Origin of the sequence: Pedobacter sp. GR22-6 (genome assembly GCF_037402555.1) — a bacterium.
Lineage (GTDB): Bacteria > Bacteroidota > Bacteroidia > Sphingobacteriales > Sphingobacteriaceae > Pedobacter.
Window position 1 is genome coordinate 415,307 of record NZ_JBBEUC010000001.1, and the last position, 26,180, is coordinate 441,486.

Consider the following 26,180-nt stretch of genomic DNA (forward strand, 5'->3'; position numbering starts at 1 on the left):
TATATGGATATTGTATTCCATAAAACCAAATTGACCCACTCTCTTAATTCAAAACTCATTCTGATGAAAAGCTTTAGGTATAAAAACCACTCTGTTGTTGCTGCGTTGGTGATTACAGCACTGTTTAGTGCATGTAAGAAAAATAAGTCACAGCCCAGTCCGGAGCCGGTAGATCCGTCGGTTTCCGGATCCAATGTTAAGCAGACAACTACCACTAATCGTACAGAGCTCAGCAATGACTCTTTGTTCTTGTATGCCAAACATGTCTACTACTGGAATGACGCACTGCCTTCTTACGACGATTTCGAACCAAGAAAGTATGGTGCCAACTATCAGAACGAGTTGTTTACACTTACACAGATTAAATTAGATCCAGCAACCGGAAAGCCATATGAGTACCGTACTGCTAATCCCTCTTATCCGAAATATTCTTATATCGAGGATATTGCCACAAGAAATCCTGTGGCCGTGACCGCTGTTCCGAATGAAAAGTCTGACGTTGATCTGGAAGGAAACGGAAACGATCAGGGAATTTACTCTGTAAAAGCTGTATCGGTAAACAATTCTCCGACTTATAAGCTATATATTCTGGCGGTCGATAAGGGTTCTCCTGCTGATGTCGGTGGTCTTACGCGCGGAGCTTATATCACCAGAATCAATGGTACCAGTATTGGCTCTACAGCTAACTTCAGTACAGAACGCATATTGATCAATTCTACAATCTTTGGTGATCCTGCTACGCTATCTATAGCTGGATTTAAAACAGATGGTACAGCATTCGATCTTACCTTAAATAAGACTTCCTACAAAAGCAACCCGATCTATAAAACGAATGTACTTACGGTGGGTGGAAAGAAGATAGGTTATATCGCTTATGCGAGATTTTCAAGCTCAGCTAATTCTGTTTCTGCACTGACGGCTGAATTTAATAACTTTTATACCCAAGGCGTCACCGACCTGGTAGTTGATCTCCGCTACAACGGGGGAGGGTACGTAAGTACCGCAGAACACCTGGTGAATCTGATCGCACCTACTACCGCCACCGGAGTGATGTATAAGGAATATTTCAACTCGACCATGCAGAATAAAAAAGCAACCATATTGAAGAACCAACCGATGCTTGATGCCAATGATAAGGTTCGTTACAGTAATGGACGTATGCTGAACTATTTTGATGATGAAGATTATTCGGTGGCAAATAACACCTATTCGTTTAACAAGAAGGGTAATTTGACAAATGTCACTAATGTTGTGTTTATTGTATCTGGAGGCACTGCATCTGCAAGCGAGCTGGTCATTAACAGCTTAAAGCCAAAAATGAACGTGAAATTGGTAGGTTTGAAGACTTATGGTAAGCCGATTGGATTCTTTCCCGTCAGAATTGAGAATAAATACGATGTGTTTTTCTCCATGTTTGAGACCAAGAACTCGCTCGACCAGGGAGGTTATTTCAGTGGAATGGCCCCGGATGTGTCGCTGGATGAAGATTATGGTGATTTTGATTTTGGCAATCCTTCAGAGTCCTTACTCGCACAGGCCATAAAGGTGCTGGTTCCCAATGCGGGGGCTACGAGTGTGGCTTCGAGAGAGAAGGTGTTGAGCGTTTCCGGTCTGTCGAAAGGACTCAAAAGTGAATTTGCGGAGTTCAATACAAATAAGGAGTTTATTGGGATGATCGAAGACAGGAGGACACCCAGAAAGTGATTCTGATCTTAGGAATACACAAAAAAGACCTGCAAAACCTGCAGGTCTTTTTTGTGTCACTCTTTTTATATGCTATTGTTAGTTTAGTAGATAAAATGCATATTTAAGTAAGAAACAGTATTATATTATGATAGGGGAATTAATAGCGAAAGAATCAATTGTGGTTAGTGAAATTATACCAGCCGATCAAAATCACTCAGAAGAATTAAGGGGTAAACTCAACTCTGCTCAGAGGCTGGGTAATGAATTCAAATCTAAGGCCGACATTACATTTAACACCAGAAGGGGAGCAAAGACCGTAAATACGACTGTATGGTCAGTGACCGAGAGGTATCTGCAGCTTAAGAATGGGATACACATTCCATTGAACAGTTTGATAGATATCGATTTCTAGAATTGATCATTTGATCATTCTGCGTTTTTCATCTGAAAGACTTTTGATATCCCTTTTTTTATCGATGTTGATTACAATCTCCAGGATTGACTGAGCAGCATCGATAAAAAATGCGGTATTGATATTTTTGAATTCATCACTGGTTTTGTGGTAATCTTTGTGATCCTCTACGCCAAAATAAATAAAGGGGATGTTCTTTTCGTTGAATGCGCCCTGGTCACTTTGATTGGTCCAATCATCATGTCCCAATTTTGGATCGTCATGTCCGAAGAGCACCTTTACGTTCGGGCTGCTGGTATGGAAATATTTTTTTAACTCAGGGTATTTGAAAGTTCCACATGCATAGAGTTCGCCTTTATCATTGTGGCTGATCATATCCATATTGACGTTCAATTTTATTTTGGACAAAACTACAGGCGGATTGATCAGGAAAGCTTTCGCTCCCCTAAGTCCCATTTCTTCAGCGTCAAAAGCAGCGAATAGCAATGTGTAATTGGGCTTTTGCTTTGAAAAATGGGCCGCAATTTTAAGCAGGCCGGCTACACCGGAAGCATTATCGTCTGCGCCGTTATAGATTTCATTGTTGATGATTCCGATATGATCGTAGTGCGCAGAGATCACAATAATGCTATCGGTAGTCCCTTGTATATATCCCAGCAAGTTTTTGCCGTTTATCGTTTCGCTACCATTGATGAATGTAAAAGCTTGTTCGTAGCCCTGTAAACTTTCTAATACTTTGATCCCGCTTTCGCTAAATCTGCTGCTGAGGTAAGTTCTGGCCATTTCAGCACCCTTGGTACCAGTTTTTCTTCCCTCATAAGCGTCAGAAGAAAGGATTTCAACGTCTTTTAGCAGTTGGTTTCCGGGCTGGGCATCTGTTTTTTTGACAGTAGTGCAACTTATCAGTAGGGCCAGCGATAATAATAAGTAGGCTTTCATAGATGAATCTTAAGATGATCTATTGCTAAGATACTAGTAATAAGTCAAACGCAACACTCCCGAAAGTTTTTTTGTCAGGCGCAATACTTGCCTGGCGTATCCATATTCGTTGTCATACCATGCATAGAGAATGAGCGATTTTTTGTCCTTTGAAAGTATCGTAGCGGGGCCATCTATAATCGCTGCGTGGCTGTTGCCAATCAGGTCGCTGCTTACCAATTCGTTGGAAATAGAATATTCGATCTGTTCCGATAGATCTCCAAATAATGAAGCCTGTCTGAGTATGTCGGCGACTTCTTCTTTACTGCTTACTTTATTTAGCGAAAGGTTCAGTATCACCAGGGAAACATTTGGAGTGGGTACCCGTACAGCATTTCCTGTTAGTTTTCCGCCCAGATGTGGAATGACCTTTGCAACTGCTTTATCTGCACCTGTTTCTGTAATCACGAGATTGAGTGCGGCTGCTCTTCCACGCCGGTATTTTTTGTGGTAATTGTCCAGTAGATTCTGGTCATTGGTATAAGAATGTACGGTCTCTATATGTCCTTTTTCAATGCCGAATGCATCATCTATCAGTTGAAGTACCGGTACTATGGCATTTGTTGTACAAGAAGCATTTGAAAAGATTTGTTCTGTTTCAAAGTTGGTGATGATATCATTGATCCCAGTTACGATATTTGGGACATCGCCCTTTGCCGGTGCAGTTAGTTGTACTTTGCTGATGCCCTTTGCCTGCAGGTGCCTGCTCAGTCCATTTCGGTCGCGAAAGATGCCGGTATTGTCAATTAGCAGCGCATCCTCAATTCCATATGCCGTATAATCTGTGTCTTCAGGCTGTGCTGCTGCGATAAAGTATATTGTTTGTCCATTAATGACCAAGGCTTTGTTTTCAAAATCTTCGAGTACAGTTCCGCTGAATGGTCCGTGTACCGAATCTGTACGCAGCAATTCGGCTCTTTTGATCAGTTCTTCATCACTGTAACTTCTTGTCACGATGGCGCGTAACCTCAACTGTTCTCCTTTTCCCGCCTGCAATATCAGTTCTCGTGCGATGATCCTTCCGATGCGACCAAAGCCGAACAATACTACGTCTTTTGGTTTCAGCTTGATTTTATCTCTACCGACATGTTTATGTAGTCTGCTCAGTACAAAATCTTGAATCGAGGCATAATGATTATTGTCCTGAAGCCACTCGGAGGCCAGGCGTCCGAGATCTATTCGGGAGGGGGCTAGGTTGCTTTTACAATAGTCTCCGCGAGTTCGAGGGTTTGGTAAATGCTGATGTCTTTACCACTGATTTCTTTGGCATATTGATGATTTGTGAGGATTTCGCTACTACCGACATCAAATAAGGGTTTTCGGAAAAGTACGAGTTCTATGGATCTGTCGAACCAGAGCTGGCCTACGACATTAATGAGTTCAATTGCTTTTTTTTCTTTTTCAATCCAGTTTTGAAACTCAGATTGGTACTTGTTTAGCATTTCGGAAATATTTGGTTAGGGTGTCACAAAAATAAAAAAGATCGGGTGTTTGCCCAATCTTTTTTAATTATTTTTCCTGATACACAGGTGGCTACGAAATTAGCCTAAGTATGATTTCAATATTTTACTTCTTGAAGTATGACGTAAACGTTGAAGGGCTTTGTCTTTGATCTGACGAACACGCTCACGAGTGAGGTTAAATTTCTCACCGATTTCTTCCAAAGAAAGCGGGTGATTTGTACTCAATCCAAAGAACAAGACAATAATTTCGCGCTCACGCTCTGTTAAAGTAGATAGTGACCTTTTAATTTCTTCTGATAGTGATTCATTGATCAGGCTACTGTCTGTATTGGGTTCATGATTTTCCAATACGTCAAGCAATGTGTTTTCTTCACCCTGAACAAAAGGAGCATCCATAGATACGTGACGTCCGGAATTACTTAAGGTGTCAGAAATCTTATCAACGGTCGTTTCGAGGATATCGGCTAATTCTTCTGGAGAAGGTTCACGTTCGTATTCTTGTTCCAGTTTGGAGAATGCTTTACTGATTTTACTCAAAGAACCCACCTGATTCAAAGGCAAACGTACAATACGGCTTTGTTCAGCAATTGCCTGAAGTATAGATTGACGAATCCACCAAACGGCATAAGAGATGAACTTAAAACCTTTAGTCTCATCGAAGCGTTTTGCCGCTTTGATAAGACCCAGGTTGCCTTCGTTGATCAAGTCCCCTAAGGTCAAGCCCTGATTCTGGTATTGTTTAGCGACTGAGACTACGAAACGCAAGTTTGTTTTTGTCAAACGTTCTAATGCGGCCTGATCTCCCTCGCGTATCTTCCTTGCTAATATTACTTCTTCTTCGGCTGTTATTAAATCTACTTTACCAATTTCGTGAAGATACTTGTCTAGGGACTGACTTTCGCGATTGGTAATTGATTGCGTGATTTTGAGTTGTCTCATCTATATGCTTTGGTACTCGTTATTTGTTTTGAACGTGCAAAAGTACGAATATAACGGCAATTTTAAACATAAATTGCTGAAAATGTTACACTTTACACCTGTTATTTATATCATAATTCCACAGCAAAAATTATTCCAAAACACATTTGTCAGTGTAGGTGACAGGAGTGTTGGCTGTTGATCAATTGCTTATTGTTCAGAGACTTGAAGTGTATTTTTGATACTAAATAAATGACGTAAAAATGGAAATAATATTTCTGTAGCGAAAAAACAGTACATGCGTTTTTTTACCTTGTCAATAAAATTGAACACTGCGGTCAATTTTACAGACAACTTAAATCAAAAGTGTCTTGTGCTCTGATACCTTTCTCTGTAGCATGCAGCGTGCAGCACTCATTAATGGAATCATGTTCCAGGTAGAGTATGTAATTACCTGCTACAGCTTCCTCTAAAAACGACTTCTTTTCTTTCAGGGTTTGTAAAGGAAACATGTCATAAGCCATCACATAGGGCAAAGGAATGTGACCTACTGAAGGCAACAGGTCTGCCATGTAGACCAGCGTTCTTTCTTTGTATTGAATTTGAGGCAGCATCATGGCGTCCGTATGCCCATATGCAAAGCGGATATTGATGCCTTCGTGAAAAGCTACTCCGTCTTTGTCTTCTATAAAGCGAAGTTGTCCGCTTTCCTGGATAGGTAGGATATTTTCCGTCAAAAATGAAGCTTTTTCCCGGTCATTGGGGGTTACTGCCCAGTTCCAGTGTTTTTCGTTGCTCCAATAGAAAGCGTTTTTGAATGTCGGGCGTAGTTTGCCATCAATTCTCTCAACAGAGCCACCACAATGGTCAAAATGTAAATGGGTGAGGAAGACATCGGTAATGTCATCTCTGCTAAAGCCATTCGCGGCCAAAGATTTATCTAAGGTGTCATCACCATGGAGGTGATAGTGACTCAAGAACTTTGCGTCTTGTTTATTTCCGATGCCATTGTCTATCAATATTAACCTGTCTCCATCTTCGATGAGGAGGCAGCGCATGGCCCAGGTGCACATGTTATTGGTATCAGCTGGATTGGTTTTTTGCCAGATGGATTTGGGTACTACGCCAAACATAGCGCCCCCATCCAATTTAAAAAGTCCGGTATCTATGGTGTGTAGATTCATGCGATAAAGTTACTGGATTAAAGTAAATAAAAAAGGCCGCTCATGAGCGGCCTTTTTGTAAATTCTATAAAGACTATAAGTGGATCACTTCGCCATATGCATCAGCAGCGGCTTCCATGATAGCTTCACTCATCGTAGGGTGTGGATGTACAGATTTGATCATTTCGTGACCAGTTGTTTCGAGTTTACGGGCTACAACAATCTCCGCGATCATTTCAGTAACATTTGCACCGATCATGTGTGCACCCAGCAGTTCGCCATATTTGGCATCAAAGATCAATTTTACAAAACCATCTTTAGCTCCTGCGGCACTAGCTTTACCAGATGCAGAGAAAGGGAATTTACCAATTTTAAGCTCATAACCAGCTGCTTTGGCAGCTTTTTCAGTATAACCTACAGAAGCAATTTCCGGTGAACAGTAAGTACATCCCGGGATATTGTTATAATCCAGTGGTTCAGGTTTGTGACCTGCAATTTTCTCTACACAGATGATACCTTCAGCAGAAGCAACGTGTGCCAATGCCTGTCCACCCACGATATCGCCAATTGCATAATAACCTTTTACTGAAGTATTATAGAATTCATCTACAACAACCTTACCTTTTTCAGTTTTGATACCTGTTTCTTCCAGACCGATGTTTTCGATGTTGGCTACTACGCCTGCAGCAGAAAGCACGATGTCGCATTCCAAAGTTTGCATACCAGACGCAGTTTTTACCTGCACTTTACAGCCATTACCGCTGGTATCTACAGATTCAACACTTGAAGAGGTCATCACTTCGATGCCCGCTTTCTTGAAGCTGCGCAATAATTGTTTAGACACGTCTTCGTCCTCAACAGGAACTACATTGTCCATGAACTCAACCACGGTTACTTTGGTGCCTAATGTTGCATAAAAATAAGCAAATTCTACACCGATCGCACCTGAACCTACAACAACCATTGATTTAGGCTGCTCAGGTAATACCATCGCTTGTCTGTAGCCAATCACTTTTTTGCCGTCCTGTTTCAGGTTAGGCAATTCCCTTGACCTGCCACCGGTCGCCAGGATAATGCTGGTTGCCGTATATTCTTTTTGAGTGCCATCAGCACCTTTCACCTCTACCTTGTTTCCAGGTTTGGCTTTGCCGGTACCCATGATCACATCAATCTTGTTTTTTTTCATTAGGAACTGAACACCTTTGCTCATGCCATCGGCTACGCCACGGCTGCGTTTGATCACAGCAGCGAAATCAGCTTCAGCTTCAGCAGTTTTGATGCCGTATTCAGCTGCATGGTTGATGTATTCAAAAACCTGCGCACTTTTAAGGAGGGCCTTTGTCGGGATACAGCCCCAGTTCAGGCATATTCCACCCAATGATTCACGTTCCACAACTGCAGTTTTCAAACCTAACTGAGAAGCTCTGATTGCGGCTACATATCCACCGGGACCGCTGCCTATTACAATTACATCGTAGTTCATATCTTTATTTAAAGGAATTTTAATTGATCAAGTGCCAAAAATAAAAAAAATGTTGGTTAATAAGTCCTTTATAGATTTTTGCTCTTGTCATAATTATATTATAATTTGGAGATATAGTGTGTGTTATACACTAGTTGATTTATCCTAGTTAAAACAAAATGCTGGTAAACTGCTGGTTGTCTGTTTAATTTAAGTGTTAAATGTTGAAAAAAACTGACGTTATTAATAATTATTTAACATGAAATTCAGTATGCTGGTTAAATTAATATCTACCTTTGCCGTTAATACTTGCTAACACCCAAATATTTTATCATAAACAAAACAAAAAATCAAAAAAAGTATGAAGAAATCTTTACTATCCAAGCTAGTAGTCTTGATTTTTGCTTTTGCAGGCTTCATGTCTGAATTGCAAGCTCAAGTGACTACTTCCACAATTACAGGTACAGTAGTCGATGAAAAAGCCCCACTTCCGGGTGCCAGTATCAAGGCTGTACACGTTCCTACCGGAACTGTTTATAATGTTACGACAAATGCTACTGGTCGATATACAATCACCAACATGCGTCCGGGTGGTCCTTATACCATTGAAATTACCTATGTAGGGTTTCAAGCGGAAAAAGTTAGTGATGTTTACCTAAAATTAGGAGAGCCCTATGCTTTAAATGCCAAACTTAACGACGGTAGCAACCAACTCAATGAGGTGGTTGTTTCTGGAAAAAGAGATGGGACTTTCAGTAGCAAAAAAACAGGAGCTTCTACAAATATCTCTAAAGAGCAGTTAGAGAAATTACCTAGTTTATCACGCTCTTTGCAGGATTTTACGAGATTAACTCCTCAGGCAAACGGAAACAACTTCGGAGGTATCAACAACCGTTTCAACGGTCTTACTATCGACGGAGCTGTAAATAACGACGCTTTTGGTTTGGGAAGTACAGGCGCTCCAGGTGGCCAGGCTAATACGCAACCAATTTCGTTAGATGCAATTCAGGAGATTCAGGTTGTTCTTGCTCCATTCGACGTAACCAATGCAAATGCAGTGGGTGGCGGTGTGAATGCAGTAACACGTTCTGGTTCGAATATCTTTGAAGGATCGGCCTATTTTTTAAATAGAAATGAGAATATCACGGGTAAAAGTGTCGATGGTTTAAAGACAAAAGCTTTGCCGTTCCACAATTCTACTTACGGCTTTAGATTTGGTGCTCCATTGGTTAAAGACAAATTATTTATTTTCGTGAACGCTGAGAGACAAAGTGTTGTTCAACCGACTGTCAATAATGCCGGAGATGCAAATTCAATTACTTTAGATGAAGTTGAACGTATCGCTAAAGTAGCTAGGGATCGCTATGGTTATGATGTTGGTGGATCTGGTGCTTTTGATACAGAGACTAGAAATACTAAGATCTTTGCTCGTTTAGACTGGAACATCAATTCAAAGAACCAACTGACTTTACGTCATAATTATATTGATGCATATGATGATAAATTGACAAGGGCGGCTAATGCTTTCTCTTTTTCAAGCAACCTATATCGCTTCAATGATGTTCAAAACAATTCTGTAATGGAATTGAGAAGCTCAATATCATCTACACTTTCCAATAACCTAATTGTAGGATATTCAAGAATCAGAGATGCAAGAGCCGCGGAGGGTACCCCATTCCCGCAAGTTAGGATTAGTGGATTGACGGGTAACAGGACTGCGACATTTGGTTCTGAGGCCTCTTCAACAGCAAATGAACTGGATCAGGATATTTTCGAGTTTACAGATAATTTCAAAATTGTTGCAAACAAACATACGTTTACAATCGGTACTCACAATGAGTTCTATAAGATCCGCAACCTTTTTATCAACAATATGCGGGGAGCTTATACTTGGAGTAGTTTGGCAAATTTTGAAGCGAATACAAAACCCGCCGCAAATACGTCAACTTCTAAAATTCCTGGAGATCCAAGACCATCTGCAAAGTTCTCTGCAGCGCAGCTAGGTTTCTACTTTCAGGACGAGATTGATGCATTTCCAGGATTTAAATTAATCGCTGGCCTAAGAGCAGATGTGCCTTTGTTGTTTGACACTCCTTTAGCTAACCCTAAAGTAGCTGCTTCGTTCCCAGGTTACAGAACAGACATGACTCCTCAGGAACGTATTTTGGTTTCTCCTCGTTTGAGTTTCAACTGGGACTTAACCGGAGACCGTTCTATTCAATTGAGAGGTGGTACTGGTATCTTGTCCAGCCGTGCCCCATTTGTATGGATTTCGAATCAATTTAGTAATAACGGTTTGTTGACGTCAGCAGTTAGTGCCGCTGACGGTACTGGAACTTTTATTCCTGATGTAAACAACCAGTCGGCTGCAGGTGGTGTAGCAGGAACAACTTCTGAGATTAACCTCATCGATAGGAATTTCAAATTACCTCAGGTAATCAGAAGTAACTTCGCAGTTGATTTCAAATTACCAGCAGGAATTCAGGCTACACTAGAAGGTTTATATACAAAAACCATCAACAACATCAACTATAAGAACCTGAATATAAAGCCTTCTGTTGCTACAATCAATCCTTCTTTGTCAGGTGGAGCAGATTTACGGCCTTTATATGTGAATACCACTGCAGGACGTGTTAACGGGACAGACTTCACCAATGTTTACCTAATTGAAAATACGAATAAAGGATCTGCGTATAACTTAACCGCACAATTGCAGAAATCTTTCGGCATGGGCTTATATACTTCAATAGCTTATACTTACGGTGTATCTGAAGATTCCAACTCAGGATTTAGCAGTACTGCTGGTTCAGGATTTGGTGGTGCAATGATTGTACAAGATGCTGGTAATCCTCCTTTAACGTATTCAAACTACGATTTGCGCCATAGAATTGTTGGTGCATTAAACTATAGCATCAACTATGGTAAGAACAAAACTTCAGGAACTACCTTCTCATTGTTCTACGTAGGTAAATCAGGAACTCCCTTCTCTTATTACTACAATGGTGATTTGAATGGTGACAACTCGCAATCTTCAGGTAATACTGGTAACGATTTGATTTATATCCCTAGAAGTGCGTCGGAGATTAAACTGGTCACTATTCCTGCAGTAGCGGCAACACCTACTACACCAGCCATAGCTGCTATAACTCCGGCAGAGCAATGGGCTGCTTTAGATAACTACATTAACAATGATGAGTATCTGAAAGGTAGAAGGGGCCAATATGCGGAGAGAAATGGTGCCAGGATGCCATGGGAGCATCAGTTTGATGCCAGGATTATGCAAGATTTAGGTGTGTTGTTCAAAGGAACTAAAAATAGAATCCAGTTATCCCTTGATGTAATCAATGTTGGTAACCTGATCAATAAGGACTGGGGAAGACAATATACCATCAACAATACTTCGTATGCTTTAATCAATTATTCTGCTTCATCAGGAGGTGGTTTTACATTCAGAGCGCCGGCAACAGGTGTTGCTTATGCTGATGCCCCGTTCGCATCAAGATGGCAAGCTCAATTTGGTGTTAGGTATTTATTTAACTAGTCGCCATATTATAAAAATACCAAAAAGCCTCATTCCATCATGGAATGAGGCTTTTTTGCTTCCTGATCTCTATATAATTTTTTTGAGATTACCTACATCGTTGATTATCAAATATATATTGCTTAATTCCTTGGTTTTCTTCAACTAGTTTTATTAGATTTGAAATTAGTAATCTTAATTTAACGCAGGGATGATAACCAAAGAACTCTTTAATGAGAAAACCTTCGCAGAAATGAACGAATTTCTGGCCAAATTATTCGCTGGCTGGGCACAATACGCAGCTTTACATGTCGATCAGAACGAAAGGATCAATATGTTGATCAGTTTTGAGGAATTTAAAGAGTTTTTGGAGTTGCTTGAGGAGAGAAACATCGCAAAAGTCAACTAATTTCTGGCTCATCGCTCCACAACCTCAGGCTAAACACTATATAACTCCTTCACACTTTCTTCACACCTTGTTCACAAATAGGCCACAAAAAGGTACCTTTTTGTGAAGGAAATGTGTCCCAGGTGTGTTTTATGTAAGGCCTTGTCTCTAACTGTTCTTCTTGGGATAGCTAACATCACTTATTGTTTTGTCAGTGAAACTGAATAGATGAAACCAGGAATCTCCGTAATTTAATAAAAAATGAAACCAGCCTTAAAACCAAATGAATTTCTATATGCTGATGAAGAATACACTACTCTTTCTGTTATTGCTGTCGTCCGGGCTATTTTCTATTGCGCAGGACAAAAAACTGAACCTATGGTATAAGCAACCTGCTGCGGTATGGACAGATGCATTGCCTGTGGGCAATGGTCGAATGGGAGCAATGGTGTTTGGAAAGGTAGCCAATGAACGTATTCAATTAAATGAAGAAAGCATCTGGGCAGGAAAGAAAATGGATGTCGATAATCCTGAGTCAGCAGCAAACCTCAAACAGATCCAGCAGTTATTATTAGACGGCGAAAACAAAAAAGCCTATGAGCTCAGTACAAAATACATGCTTGCAAAACCTGCTCGTTTCCGATCTTATCAGACACTGGCCGATGTCTTCATTGATGCCGGAGATCAGGGAGGCGCAGCGACGTATAGTCGTGAACTGGATCTTCAAACGGGAATTACACGTACCCAATACCAGATCAAAGGCGTAAATTATATCCGGGAGGTTTTCGCTTCAGTACCTAACGATTGTATCGTGGTTCGCATCAGTGCAGATCAACCTAATTCCATTCAATGCAAAGTAAACCTCAGTAGAGAAAAAGATGCTTCCGTGATTGCCCAAGGCGATCATCGTTTGCTAATGAATGGTCAGATCGTTGACCTTGACGATGCAGTAAATGGGGAAGGCGGTGTAAATATGCGTTTTAATGTACTGATGAATGCGAAGCATGAGGGGGGAAGCATTCAGGCGATCAACAATACCATCCTTGTGAAAAATGCCAGTACGGTAACCCTGCTGATTACCTCAGCTTCCGATTATGATTTGAACAAGTTAGATTTAAATCGCAACAAGGATCCTAAAGCGTTGTGTGAAGAACTTCTGCAGAAAGCTTCGAGTCTATCTTATGAACAACTTAAAAATGCCCAACTGGATTTTTACCAGCCGATATTCAACCGTGTGGTCCTGGATCTTGGAGGTGAAGACCAGTCTTCAATTCCTACGGATAAGCGACTGGATGCCCTGAAAAAGGGAGGTGCTGACCCAGATTTAGTAGAACTTTATTTTCAATATGGACGATATCTGCTGATGAGCAGTTCTATGGGTAGGGGCGTGCTTCCGGCCAATCTTCAGGGGGTATGGAACGACCTTTATGATGCGCCATGGCAATCAGATTACCATACGAATATCAACCTGCAGATGAATTACTGGGCCTCTGAAGTAACCAATCTTTCAGAGAGCAACGAATCTCTGTTTAATTTTATCGATGCCTACCGCGTGCCGGGAAGAGCTACAGCACAAGGGATGTACGGTGCTAAAGGCTGGACCATGCACCATGCGACAGATATCTTTGGCAAAACAGGGATCAATGCAGAAATTCAATACGGCACTTCGCCTTTAGCTGCTTCCTGGTTATCACTGCATCTGTGGGAGCATTATCGCTTCACAGGTGATCTGGATTTTCTCAGGCAGAAGGGCTACCCAATCCTCAGGGAAGCGGCAGAATTTGTACAGAGTTTTTTGATACCAGATAAAAAAGGGCAATTGGTTACCGCGCCCTCTATGTCACCCGAAAATGCGTTTAAACTTCCCGGAGGAGGAACTACGGAGATTACCTATGCGCCGACCATCGATGTAGAAACCATAATGGCTTTATATGATGCTTGTATTCAATCGGCGGGCTTGTTGAAAACAGACAAAGCCTTCGTATCTGAACTTCGCAGTACATTAAAACGCCTGCCTCCGCTGAAAATCAGTCCGAGGACAGGTGGAATCCAGGAGTGGATAGAGGACTATGAGGAGGCCGAACCAGGGCATCGCCACATCTCTCATCTGCTGGCTTTATATCCCACCGATTTGATTACTCCGGCTAAGCCTGAGCTTTTTGCTGCGGCGAAAAAAACACTCGAACGCCGGCTGGCCAATGGGGGCGGGCATACCGGCTGGAGCAGAGCTTGGATCATCAATTTTTATGCGCGGCTACTAGATGGGGAGAAGGCCTACGAGAATGTGATGGCCCTGTTGCAGAAATCGACTCACAATAACCTTTTCGATAACCATCCGCCATTCCAGATCGATGGCAATTTTGGCGGAACTGCAGGCATTGCAGAAATGCTGATCCAGTCTCATGAAGATTACCTCAGGTTGCTGCCGGCCATTCCTGCAGCCTGGAGCCGGGGTTCGGTAAAGGGGCTTTGTGCCAGGGGCGGTTTTGTCGTTGATATGACCTGGTCAGAAGGCAAGGTCCAGAGTTGCAGCATAACCTCCAAATTGGGCAATATGCTGAAGCTTTCCATCAATGGGCAGAAGCGACAGATTAAAACCAAAGCTGGCCTGGTGTACAAAGTTATTCCTTAACTTTGGCACATCACTAACTAATTAATTAATCGATCATGAAAAAGACAATTTATCTGCTGCTTTGCGCGATGGTACTTTCCTTCGGCAATACAGTAAAAGCAGATGAAGGGATGTGGATCCCGATGCTGATAGGTAAAAACTATGAGCAAATGAAAAAACAGGGCTTTAAGCTGACTGCAAAAGACCTTTACAATGCCAATGGTTCCAGTATGAAGGATGCTATCGTTCATTTTGGCGGATTTTGTACCGGCGAGATCGTTTCCGACAAAGGGTTGATCTTTACCAACCACCATTGTGGTTATGATGCGATTGCATCGAATTCAACCGCTCAGAACAATATCCTGGACAATGGTTTTTACGCCAAAAGCTATGGAGAGGAAAAGCCGATCAATGGCTTGTTTGTACGCTTTTTGTCGAGAATGGAAGATGTAACTGCGAAAGTAAATGCAGCAACCCAGGGATTGAAAGGTGCAGAGAAGGAAGCTAAAATGCTGCAGGCATTTGAGGCAATCTCAAAAGCTGCAGTTAGTGGTCCCACCATTGAGGCCAATGTAAAAGATTTCTACAAATCCAATCAATTCATCCTTTTCGTTTACGAGCGTTTTGATGATGTACGCCTGGTGGGTGCGCCACCTCAGAATATAGGTAAGTTTGGCGGTGATACCGACAATTGGGAGTGGCCAAGACAGACCGGGGATTTCTCTGTATTCAGGGTTTACGCTTCAAAAAATAATGCCCCTGCTAAATACACGGTGGATAACGTGCCTTACAAACCCAAAAAATTTCTTCCTGTTTCTATTAAAGGGGTGAAGAATGGCGACTTCTCTATCGTATATGGTTATCCTGGCCGTACAGATCGATATCTGACTTCTTATGGGGTAGATTTGGCTACAGAGAAAGTAAGCCCTACTATTGTAAAATTGAGGGACATCCGACTGAAGGCCTGGAAAGCGGAAATGGATAAGAGTGTAGATACACGTTTGAAATTGTCTTCTAAATATGCGCAGATCGCCAATTACTGGAAATACTTTATCGGACAAACGGAGCAGTTGAAACGATTAAAGGTCTCAGAAAACAAGCGTAATGAGGAAAAAACTTTCAGCGATTGGGCAACTCAAAAAACGGAGTTTGCAGGTTTAATGGAGCAATATGACCAGATTTATAAAAACTACGATCCCATTGCCATTCAACGTACTTACATCAATGAAGGATTTATGGCCTCGGCATTTGTACCTACGGTACTTACCATTGCCAGGTCTTCGGATAAAGCCGCAATAGATCAAGCAATAGCAAGTTATGAGTCCACTTACAATGAAACAGCCGATAAGAAGATTTTTGCACAGATCCTTGCTTCCTTTTATCAGGATGTCCCGGTGAAATCCCAGCCTAAATTCTATGCGGAGATCGCAGAGAAATACTGGACGGGAAATCCCGAAAGCACTTTTCAAAAGTATACAGATTACCTTTGGGAAAACAGCAAGCTGATCAAGCCCGAGCAATTGAAGGCATTTTTGGCCGGGAATCCTTCTGCGGATGCCATTAAATCGGATCCGGCGTACAAATATGCAGTTAACCTGATCCCCGCTGATTATATCCGTACCAATTTTGGTTCGGCAGTGGCAGATTTCGAAACTAAAAAGGCGGAACTGGATCACCTATACCTCAAAGCTGTTCTGGAAAAGAATACAGGAAAAATGATGTATCCAGACGCCAATTCGACCATGAGGCTTACTTATGGTAATGTTCAGGATTACTCACCAAAGGATGGTATTGTCTACAAGACAACTACAACCATTGACGGCATTATGCAGAAATATGTGCCTGGCGATGATGAATTTGACCTGCCTGCCAACCTGATCGAAAATTACAATAAGAAAAACTTTGGCCAGTATGGTAAGGATGGAACCCTGACTGTAGGTTTCATCACTAACAATGACATCACAGGCGGTAACTCCGGTTCTCCTGTGATCAATGGCAACGGTGAGTTGATCGGTCTGGCATTCGATGGCAACTGGGAGGCGATGAGTGGTGACATTGCATTTGATAAAAAGTTCAAACGCACGATCTGCGTGGATGTACGCTATGTCTTGTGGTGCATCGATGTGCTAGGTGGCGCAAAGAACCTGATCGCGGAATTGGACATCCGTAAAGATGCTCCGGTGGCAAAGAAAGCCAGCGCTAAGAAATAATTTTTTTCTTCACTGAATGTCTTGGGACCGCCTTGCGTAAAAGCAAGGCGGTTTTTTGCTATAAGGGTTTAGTAAACTAAAAATGGCCTTTTTTTAATAATAGTTTTTATATCTTTAACCATACACACACACAAATAGAATTACTTTAACGATAACCAAATGATGTCTTTTATTCTCAATAGAACATTCAGTTCAGGCTTCAAGATCGCTTGTTCCGCGGTGTTGTTGCTGACTAGTACAACTGTTCTGGCGCAACAGCAAAATTACGGAGAGGGTAACCTCAAATATGTAGATCCCCGCATTGGCAATGTCGGGGCAATTCTGGAACCTACAAGGCCGACAATCCAGTTGCCCAATCAAGTGATCAGAATGACGCCTCAAAGAGGGGATTATATGGACGATCAGATTTCCAGTTTTCCGCTCACAGTGGTGTCACACCGTAACGGGCAGGCATTTGCAGTAAAGCCGGCACTGTCGGCTGGTGATAGCAAGCGGCTGACCTATGACCATGACCTGGAGATCAACCGCCCCTGGTATTATTCGACTTACCTGGTCGACCAGGACATCACAGTGCAATTCACTCCGGGGAAAAAAGCTGGAATCTTCAGGTTTGAGTTTCCGCAGAACAGTAGTAAGGCACTTATATTTGACCGCTATAATGGTGGTGAAGGGGAACTGAAACTTATTTCTCCTAAAGAAGTTGGTGGCATAGAAACCTGGTCGGGCGTAAAAGTATACTTCTATGGTATGTTGAATGCACCTGCTACGGCGGAGCAAAATGGGAAAAAGTTGCTGTTGAGCTTTGCTGATAAAAATATAAAGACCCTGGAACTCAAGTATGCTTTGTCTTTTATCAGTGCTGAGCAGGCAAAAAAGAATTTCAGTAATGAACTGAAGGCGACAACTTTTGAACAACAAGTCAAGCTTGGTGAATCGGCCTGGTCTAAAGTAATCAACCAGATTCAGGCTGTTGGCGGTACAGAAGCACAAAAGCGTTCTTTTTATACTGCGCTTTACCGTTGCTATGAACGAATGGTTGACATCACCGAAGACGGGCAGTACTATAGCGGCTACGATAAGCAGGTGCATAAAACCACGCGTCCTTTTTACGTTGATGACTGGGTTTGGGATAGCTACCTGGCTCATCATCCCCTGCGTACCATTCTGGATCCGGCACAGGAAGGAGATATGTTGAATTCCTACGTACTCATGTATCAGCAGAGTGGTTGGGTACCTACCTTCCCTTTGCTGTATGGAGATAACCCCTGTATGAATGGATTCCATTCAACGGTGACTTTTCTCGATGGCTACCGAAAAGGCATCCGTAATTACGACCTGAATGTGGCTTATGAAGGCATGTTGAAAAATGCAACTCAAGCTACTATGCTCCCATGGAAGAACGGTCCGAAAACTGAATTGGAAGATTTTTACTATGAAAAGGGATTTTTTCCTGCGCTAAAGCCAGGTGAACAGGAGACTGTGAAAGCTGTGCACGGATTTGAAAAACGCCAGGCGGTGGCCATTACGCTAGGGCACAGTTATGACGACTGGGCATTGGGCCAATTTGCAAAAGAGTTGAATAAAACGGAAGATTATACCAGGTTCAATACCAGGGGAAATAACTACAAAAACTTGTGGGACAACAACCTTCAGCTCTTCATGCCTAAAGATAAAGAAGGTAACTGGATCAAGATCGATCCCAAGTTTGACGGTGGTATGGGCGGTCGCGATTATTATGATGAAAACAATGGCTGGACTTATATGTGGCAGGTACAGCACGATGTGAAAGGTCTGATCGGTTTATTTGGCGGTGTACAGAACTTTGAGAACAAACTAGATCAATTGTACCGCGAGCCGCTTGGCCGGAGTAAATATGAACTTTGGGCCAAGTTTCCTGATTTCACAGGTATCACCGGGCAGTTCTCTATGGGTAATGAGCCTAGTTTTCATATCCCTTACCTATATAACTTCAGTAAGTCGCCCTGGAAGACTCAAAAGCGCATTCGTTTCCTGTTGGACACCTGGTTCAAGGATAATGTCTTTGGAATTCCTGGTGATGAGGATGGTGGAGGAATGTCGGCTTTCGTAGTCTTCTCTTCGATGGGTTTTTACCCGGTTACTCCTGGTTTGCCAGTATATACCATAGGTAGTCCCATTTTTGAAAATGTCACAGTCAATCTTCAAAATGGAAAGCAGTTTCAGGTGTTGGCAGCTAAGTCATCTGCCCAGAACAAATACATCCAAAGTGCAAAGTTCAATGGCAAATTGATCGATACCCCATGGTTCACGCATGAACAGTTGATGGCAGGAGGTAAGTTGGAATTAGAAATGGGACCTAAGCCGAATAAAAGCTGGGGAATTTCTAAATAATGAGCACAATAAACATCAGGACTGGCGGGGCCAAAAAAATGCTACTGCTGGTTTCAGCAGTCCTGGTACTTTACATTACTGCGTCGGCACAGCGAAAGCATGCTAAAGGCTCTAAATTCCCTTCTTATAAGAGCCTGGTCATGGCTGGTTATCAGGGATGGCACAATACTCCGGAAGACGGGGCAGGTAGGGGTTGGTATCACTATCAATCTAAAGGTAAATTTGAACCCGGCAGTACGAATATCGATCTCTGGCCGGAAACCAGCGAATATCCTAAATTATATAAAAGCCCATTTATACTTGCTGATGGAAGTCCGGCGTACCTCCAGAGCGCTTATGATGCCTCTACTGTAGATGTACATTTTCGCTGGATGAAGGAATATGGTATAGATGGAGTTTTCATGCAGCGTTTCGTTGGAGAAATCAGGGGAAGTTCCGGCCGCAACCATTTCAATCAGGTGTTGAGAAGTGCCTTGACAGCATCACGCAAATATGGCCGCGCCATCTCGGTCATGTATGACCTCTCCGGATGCCGGGACAGCGTGGATGTACCCGTACTTATTCAGGACTGGAAGGATCTCGTAGATAGCATGCACATCACCAGCCGGGGAAATGACCAGAGTTATCTGTATCATAACGGTAAACCTCTAGTCGTACTTTGGGGAGTTGGATTTAATGACAACAGGAAATATACCTTAAAAGATGTAGGCAAAATGGTCGATTTTCTAAAAAATGACCCGGTTTATGGCGGTTGTTCAGTGATGCTGAGGCTCCCAACTTATTGGCGTGAATTCGGTGCCGATACGGAAAAGGATCTGGCTTTACATGACTTGATCAGGAAGGTCGATATTGTACATCCCTGGACCGTCGGTCGCTACAGCACTGAAAGGGATTACAATAGGTACGCTGAAGTTCAGCGTAAGGATCTGGAATGGTGCCGGGCAAATCGGGTAGATTATGTGGCTGTGGTTTTCCCGGGCTTTAGCTGGCACAACATGAATCCCGGATCGCCCTTCGACCAAATTTCAAGGAACAGGGGTGATTTCTTTTGGAAGCAACTCAGTACTGCCATTAGCAACGGTGCAGAAATGCTGTATGTAGCCATGTTTGATGAAATAGATGAGGGAACTGCAATTTTTAAAATTTCTAAAAATCCACCCATAGGCGCAAGTAAATTCGTGACGTTTGAACCCGATATCCCCACTGACCATTACCTATACCTTACGGGACTGGCAGGAAAGATGCTCAAAAAGAAAATTCCTTTACAACTGACAACTCCTGCAATAAAATACAAATAACAATAAACCAAAAACCAAATTATATGAACGATAATATTAAAGTTCCCTTTACCGAGAAGAAATTCCTGGTCACCATCATTTTTGTCACTTCCCTCTTTATGTTCTGGGGAATTGCCATCACCATGGCAGATGTATTGAATAAGCATTTTCAACACACCATGAGTCTTTCTAAAACGCAGTCCGCATTCGTACAGTTCGCGGTATTTGGCGCATATGCAGTAATGGGTATTCCGGCCGGACTATTTATGAAGCGATTTGGCTATCAAAAAGGAGTGCTGTTAGGCCTTTCGTTGTTTGCCTTAGGTGCATTTCTATTTGTCCCTGCAGCAAACATTTCCTCATTCGCATTTTTCGCAATAGCTCTGTTCATCGTTGGCTGCGGTTTGTCTACCTTAGAAACCGTGGCGCATCCCTTTGTCGCGTCACTGGGAGATCAGCGTACCAGCGACCTTAGAATTAATTTTGCGCAGACTTTTAATGCGGTAGGTGCTATGATAGGTCCGGTGATTGGAGGATATTTTTTATTGAGCAACAATGTAGAGGGCAGCACAGATCTCGGCTCCGTGAAAACCTTATATACTGTTATTGGCGCGGTTATCTTGATCGTAGCTATTTCTTTCTCGTTTGTTAAAGTCCCTGCCTTAACGGATCCACATGCGGTAGCGCCTGATTCCGAAGCTGCAAATATTGACACTGTACCGGGTAAAGGCCTCTTTGAACATAAACATTTTGTTTGGGCAGCTATTGCACAGTTCTTTAATGTAGCCGCACAGGCAGGCACCTGGGCATTCTTCATCAATTATTCACATGAGATTATTGGACTTAGTGATTCCAAAGCTTCCTATTACATGGGATTCTTTTTCATGGGAATGATGCTCGCCGGACGTATCATTGGTACCTTTCTCATGCGCTTTGTAGCAGCCAACAAACTCCTTGCTGCTTTTGCTATCGGCAATATCCTGATGTGTGTTATTGTGGCACAGGGATTTGGAATGGTATCTTTTGTTGCCCTCCTGATGATCAATTTCTTCTTCAGTATCATGTTTCCTACGATATTCAGTCTCGGACTTAAAAACCTTGGAGCACATACACAGCAGGCTTCGTCTTTCATTTCTATGGGGGTTGTGGGCGGTGCTTTCTTTCCATTTCTGATGGGCTTCATCGCAGATCAATATGGTACAGCACACGCATATTATACGCCAATTGTTTGTTACCTGATTATTTTTCTATTCGCTTTCAGGTTCTATAAAGTCAAACATTAGTCTTTATCTTTACTATAATAAACAAGCAAATAAACATGAATTCAACAATCAAAAATTTATTGATTTTAAGCGCACTGATCTTGCCTTCGCAGTTTTTGAAGGCGCAAGACTGGGCTAATCTAAAAAGGTATCAGGAAGAGAATGCGAAATTAACCGCTCCTGCAGCCAATGAAAACCGTGTAGTTTTTATGGGCAACTCAATTACTGAAGGCTGGAAACGCACCCATCCAGAATTCTTTTCTGAACATCCATACATTTGCCGCGGGATCGGCGGTCAGACCACACCCCAGATGCTGATTCGTTTCCACCAGGATGTAGTTGCCCTGAAGCCAAAAGTGGTAGTGATGCTCTGCGGAATTAATGACATCGCCGGTAATACCGGTCCTTCAACGCTGGAAATGATTGAGGACAACATTGCCGCTATGGCCGAAATCGCACGGGCAAATAAGATTAGAGTAGTCCTTTCCTCTGTCCTTCCAGCTTTCGATTTTCCCTGGAGAAAGGGTTTGGAGCCCGCGAATAAGGTGATCGAACTGAACAAATGGATTAAAGCCTACGCAGAAGAACATAAGTTGACCTATGTAGACTATTTTTCTGCCATGAAGGATGAAAGAAATGGATTACCTGAGCGCCTGGCTAAAGACGGCATACACCCCAATAAAGAAGGATATGCCATCATGGAACCATTGGTAGAACAGGCTATCGCAAAAGCCTTGAAACAAAAGCTCAAATAAGCTTAGTTATATACAAATTCGCCGTTCTCCGTCAGGATCGTTACCTGTTTCTGACCAAAAGCTTCAACCTTGCCGATAATCTGAGCGTCAATGTTGAAGCTTTTTGCGATTGCAATGATGTCAGCAGCGATTTCCCCAGGCACATAGAGCTCCATACGGTGACCCATATTAAATACTTTGTACATTTCTTTCCAGTCTGTTCCGGATTGTTCCTGGATCAGTTTAAAAAGCGGAGGGATCGGAAATAAATTGTCTTTGATGATGTGGACATTGTCGTTCACGAAATGCAGGACCTTAGTTTGTGCACCGCCGCTGCAGTGTACGATGCCATGAATTTGCGAGCGATAGCCTTCCAATACTTTTTTGATCACAGGTGCATAGGTGCGTGTTGGTGACAATACCAGCTTGCCTGCTGTTACAGTAGTTCCTGCATCGTCAATTTGAACAGGATCAGTCAGTTTCTTGCCACCTGAAAAAACCAGGTCAAAAGGTACTGAAGGGTCATAGCTTTCAGGAAAGGCATCGGCAACAGATTTATCAAATACATCATGACGTGCTGAGGTGAGCCCATTCGATCCCATTCCACCGTTGTATTCTGATTCATAAGTGGCCTGACCGGATGAAGATAAGCCTACGATGACATCGCCAGGCTGTATTTGGTCATTGCTGATGATTTTTTCGCGTTCGATGCGGCAGGTTACGGTCGAATCTACAATAATCGTGCGTACCAGGTCGCCCACATCTGCAGTCTCGCCACCAGTGGAATAGATGGAAATGCCTTGTTCGCGCAATTCAGCCAGAATCTCTTCTGTACCGTTGATGATCGCAGCAATAACTTCTCCGGGGATCAGGTTTTTGTTCCTTCCGATAGTGGAGGACAACAGGATGTTGTCAGTGGCACCTACACAGATCAGGTCATCAATATTCATGATGATGGCATCCTGTGCAATACCTCTCCAGACGGAAATGTCGCCGGTTTCTTTCCAGTAAACATAAGCCAAGGAAGATTTGGTGCCCGCGCCATCTGCATGCATGATGTTGCAGAAAGCCTCATCATTTCCCAGGATATCAGGGATGATTTTACAGAAAGCCTGTGGAAAAATACCTTTATCTATGTTCTTGATGGCCTGGTGCACATCTTCTTTCGAGGCAGAAACGCCGCGCTGGTTATACCTGTTATCACTCATGTTGCTGCAAAGATAAAAAAATAACCCCTACTAGTTAAAGCAGGGGTTATAAAACTAAAAAAAATTGGTTAGTATGAGTTGTTTAGGTTATTTCAAAAACAACAACTCTCTGAACTTAGGTAGAGGCCATACGCTGTCATCTACAATTTGTTCTAATTTATCCGTGTGGTAACGGATTTCATCGAAGTATGATTTTACTTTCTCGTCATAAGCAATGGCTTTCTCACGTGTATCTTCCAGTCCGTTGACTACTTTACGTTGCTCAAGCATCGCATCAATGCTGGTTTTTACTACGTTCAAATGCTCTGAAACTTTGTTGATGATGGCCAATGGCGTTGCCAAAGCAGCTTCACCTAAACCAAGTTCTTTCAGGCCTTTTGCATTTTCGATCAAAGAGTTTTGGTAAGCAATTGCCGCAGGAATGATCATGCTGTTGGTTACTTCACCCATTACCCTTGCTTCGATCTGTAGTTTTTTGTAATAGCTTTCTAAAAGAATCTCGTGACGTGCATGTAATTCGCGCTCGTTGAAGATGTTCAGCTTAGTGAACAGCTCGGTAGATTTTTCGCTTACGTAAGCATCAAGGGCTACCGGAGTAGTTTTGATGTTAGACAGACCGCGTTTTTCAGCTTCTGCAGCCCACTCATCGCTATAACCATTTCCTTCGAAACGGATATCTTTAGATTCTTTAATGTATTTTTTGATCACTGTAAGCAAGGCAACATCTTTTTTCTCGCCTTTTTTGATCATTTTATCCACTTCAATTTTGAATTTAGACAACTGGTCTGCTACGATGGTATTCAATACAGTCATAGGTGCAGAAGAGTTGGCAGAAGAACCTACCGCTCTCAACTCAAATTTATTACCAGTGAAGGCAAAAGGAGAGGTACGGTTACGGTCAGTATTGTCTAAAAGGATCTGAGGGATTTTAGGGATACCTAACCACAGTGAATCTTCGTTTTTAACTTTCTTGATGATGCTTCTTGATGATTCGATCTCATCCAATACCTCAGCCAGTTGTGAACCCAGGAAGATAGAAATGATCGCAGGAGGAGCCTCGTTTGCACCTAAACGGTGATCGTTGCTTACAGAAGCGATAGATGCTCTCAACAAATCTGCATGCTCATGAACCGCTTTGATGGTATTCACAAAGAAGGTTAAGAACATCAGGTTGTTTTTAGGTGTTTTTCCTGGAGACAACAGGTTTTTGCCAGTATCCGTAATCAGTGACCAGTTATTGTGTTTACCTGAACCGTTGATGCCAGCATATGGTTTTTCATGTAAAAGCACTTTGAATTTGTGTCTCAAAGCAACTTTCTCCATTAAGTCCATCAACAATTGGTTGTGGTCAATTGCAAGGTTGATTTCTTCATAAATAGGTGCGCACTCAAATTGAGAAGGAGCAACCTCATTATGACGGGTTTTCAAGGGAATACCCAATTTCAAAGCTTCGTTTTCAAAGTCTACCATGAAAGTGAATACACGCTCAGGGATAGATCCGAAATAGTGGTCTTCCAATTGCTGTCCTTTAGCAGACATATGTCCAAATAAAGTACGGCCGGTTAAAGCCAAGTCAGGACGTGCATTGTATAAGGCAAGGTCAACCAGGAAATACTCCTGCTCAATACCCAAAGAAGCATTAACTTTAGTGATGCTTTTGTCGAAGAACTGACAAACATCAACAGCAGCTTTATCCATAGCAGCCAATGCTTTCAGCAAAGGAGCTTTGTAATCCAGTGCCTCACCAGTATAAGAAACGAAAACAGTAGGGATACAAAGTGTTTTACCAGCTTTGCTTTCCATAATGAAAGCAGGAGAAGAAGGGTCCCATGCAGTGTAACCACGTGCTTCAAAAGTGTTGCGGATACCACCGTTAGGGAAACTTGAAGCATCAGGTTCTTGCTGAACTAAAGCACTTCCGGCAAATTTCTCAATTGCACCGTCGCTGCTAGGCTCAAAGAATGAATCGTGCTTTTCAGCAGTCGTTCCGGTTAAAGGTTGAAACCAGTGCGTGTAGTGTGTAGCACCTTTTCCCATAGCCCAGCTTTTCATAGCCGTAGCAATATGGTTGGCATCTTCCTGATTGATCAGATCACCTGAATCAATGGCAGATACCAGTTTCTCATAAACCTCTTTTGATAAGAAATCTTTCATTTTTCTCTTATCAAAAACGTTAACGCCAAAAAACTCAGAAATTTTAGTCGAAGGAGACTTTACCTCTGGTGAAATTCTTGTTTGCGCCTCTTTTAATGCAATTGTCCTTAAGCTTTTCATTTATTTGTTTAAAATTTTATCAAAAATAGGATATTTATTTAATTTTTTCCCTCCAATTGTTTGTAAAAATACAAATGTCGATAATTAATCAAAGAAATTTTGAGAATTTTAGTTGTATGAAAGACAGAATACTGACAATCTTTTAAAATTTCTGCAAATCAACGGCAAAGGCTTATTTCATTTTTTTTATGAGAACAGCAAATAACGACGCTTTAAGGGCTGTTAAATTGAGAATATTAAAAAA

The 26,180-nt window shown here is 42.2% G+C and carries 18 protein-coding genes; 10 read left to right on the forward strand and 8 right to left on the reverse strand.

What is annotated here, in order from left to right; translation table 11 throughout:
- Positions 1-63: 63 nt before the first annotated feature.
- Complete coding sequence (locus WAE59_RS01870; protein WP_337854225.1) at positions 64-1,704, forward strand: S41 family peptidase; 1,641 nt, start codon at positions 64-66, stop codon at positions 1,702-1,704.
- Between the two features lie 127 nt (positions 1,705-1,831).
- Complete coding sequence (locus tag WAE59_RS01875) at positions 1,832-2,098, forward strand: hypothetical protein (RefSeq protein WP_337854226.1); 267 nt, start codon at positions 1,832-1,834, stop codon at positions 2,096-2,098.
- A gap of 6 nt (positions 2,099-2,104) precedes the next feature.
- Here WAE59_RS01875 and WAE59_RS01880 read toward each other — a convergent pair whose 3' ends face one another.
- From WAE59_RS01880 to lpdA, 6 genes are all read right to left on the reverse strand, one after another.
- Positions 2,105-3,037, reverse strand: coding sequence for a M28 family peptidase (locus tag WAE59_RS01880; RefSeq protein WP_337854227.1), 933 nt, complete (start codon positions 3,035-3,037; stop codon positions 2,105-2,107).
- A gap of 33 nt (positions 3,038-3,070) precedes the next feature.
- Complete coding sequence (locus WAE59_RS01885; RefSeq protein WP_337855352.1) at positions 3,071-4,255, reverse strand: glyceraldehyde-3-phosphate dehydrogenase; 1,185 nt, start codon at positions 4,253-4,255, stop codon at positions 3,071-3,073.
- A gap of 11 nt (positions 4,256-4,266) precedes the next feature.
- Complete coding sequence (locus tag WAE59_RS01890; RefSeq protein WP_337854228.1) at positions 4,267-4,518, reverse strand: hypothetical protein; 252 nt, start codon at positions 4,516-4,518, stop codon at positions 4,267-4,269.
- Between the two features lie 99 nt (positions 4,519-4,617).
- Positions 4,618-5,478, reverse strand: a complete 861-nt coding sequence (locus tag WAE59_RS01895) for a sigma-70 family RNA polymerase sigma factor (protein ID WP_008242129.1) — start codon at positions 5,476-5,478, stop codon at positions 4,618-4,620.
- Positions 5,479-5,801: 323 nt separating this feature from the next.
- On the reverse strand, positions 5,802-6,641 hold the full coding sequence (locus WAE59_RS01900; protein WP_337854229.1) for an MBL fold metallo-hydrolase: 840 nt from the start codon (positions 6,639-6,641) through the stop codon (positions 5,802-5,804).
- Positions 6,642-6,714: 73 nt separating this feature from the next.
- Entirely contained in the window at positions 6,715-8,103 is a 1,389-nt protein-coding gene (gene lpdA, locus WAE59_RS01905; RefSeq protein WP_337854230.1) for a dihydrolipoyl dehydrogenase, read from the reverse strand.
- A gap of 340 nt (positions 8,104-8,443) precedes the next feature.
- Between lpdA and WAE59_RS01910 the strand changes: the two genes are divergently transcribed.
- The 8 genes from WAE59_RS01910 (at position 8,444) to WAE59_RS01945 (ending at position 22,475) form a co-directional block, all read left to right on the forward strand.
- The gene (locus tag WAE59_RS01910) at positions 8,444-11,623 is read left to right on the forward strand and encodes a TonB-dependent receptor (protein WP_337854231.1); all 3,180 of its coding nucleotides are present in this window, start codon (positions 8,444-8,446) and stop codon (positions 11,621-11,623) included.
- Positions 11,624-11,813: 190 nt separating this feature from the next.
- Positions 11,814-12,011, forward strand: a complete 198-nt coding sequence (locus WAE59_RS01915) for a hypothetical protein (RefSeq protein ID WP_337854232.1) — start codon at positions 11,814-11,816, stop codon at positions 12,009-12,011.
- Between the two features lie 262 nt (positions 12,012-12,273).
- Positions 12,274-14,622 (forward strand): glycoside hydrolase family 95 protein, encoded by a 2,349-nt coding sequence (locus WAE59_RS01920; RefSeq protein ID WP_337854233.1) that lies wholly within the window; start codon positions 12,274-12,276, stop codon positions 14,620-14,622.
- A 35-nt stretch (positions 14,623-14,657) separates the two neighbouring features.
- Positions 14,658-16,811: a S46 family peptidase gene (locus WAE59_RS01925; RefSeq protein WP_337854234.1), complete on the forward strand. Its 2,154-nt coding sequence runs from the start codon at positions 14,658-14,660 to the stop codon at positions 16,809-16,811.
- A gap of 159 nt (positions 16,812-16,970) precedes the next feature.
- A complete protein-coding gene (locus WAE59_RS01930) occupies positions 16,971-19,181 on the forward strand; it encodes a GH92 family glycosyl hydrolase (RefSeq protein WP_337854235.1) in 2,211 nt (736 codons plus the stop codon).
- Positions 19,181-20,479, forward strand: a complete 1,299-nt coding sequence (locus WAE59_RS01935; protein ID WP_337854236.1) for a glycoside hydrolase family 71/99-like protein — start codon at positions 19,181-19,183, stop codon at positions 20,477-20,479. The genes WAE59_RS01930 and WAE59_RS01935 overlap by 1 nt, the downstream gene beginning before the upstream one ends.
- Positions 20,480-20,502: 23 nt before the next feature.
- On the forward strand, positions 20,503-21,741 hold the full coding sequence (fucP, locus tag WAE59_RS01940; protein ID WP_337854237.1) for an L-fucose:H+ symporter permease: 1,239 nt from the start codon (positions 20,503-20,505) through the stop codon (positions 21,739-21,741).
- Positions 21,742-21,776: 35 nt separating this feature from the next.
- A complete protein-coding gene (locus WAE59_RS01945) occupies positions 21,777-22,475 on the forward strand; it encodes an SGNH/GDSL hydrolase family protein (RefSeq protein ID WP_337854238.1) in 699 nt (232 codons plus the stop codon).
- Between the two features lie 2 nt (positions 22,476-22,477).
- Here WAE59_RS01945 and WAE59_RS01950 read toward each other — a convergent pair whose 3' ends face one another.
- Together WAE59_RS01950 and WAE59_RS01955 are read right to left on the reverse strand one after the other, a co-directional pair.
- Positions 22,478-23,662, reverse strand: a complete 1,185-nt coding sequence (locus WAE59_RS01950) for an AIR synthase related protein (protein WP_337854239.1) — start codon at positions 23,660-23,662, stop codon at positions 22,478-22,480.
- An 87-nt stretch (positions 23,663-23,749) separates the two neighbouring features.
- On the reverse strand, positions 23,750-25,936 hold the full coding sequence (locus tag WAE59_RS01955) for a glutamine synthetase III family protein (RefSeq protein WP_337854240.1): 2,187 nt from the start codon (positions 25,934-25,936) through the stop codon (positions 23,750-23,752).
- Between the last annotated feature and the right edge of the window lie 244 nt (positions 25,937-26,180).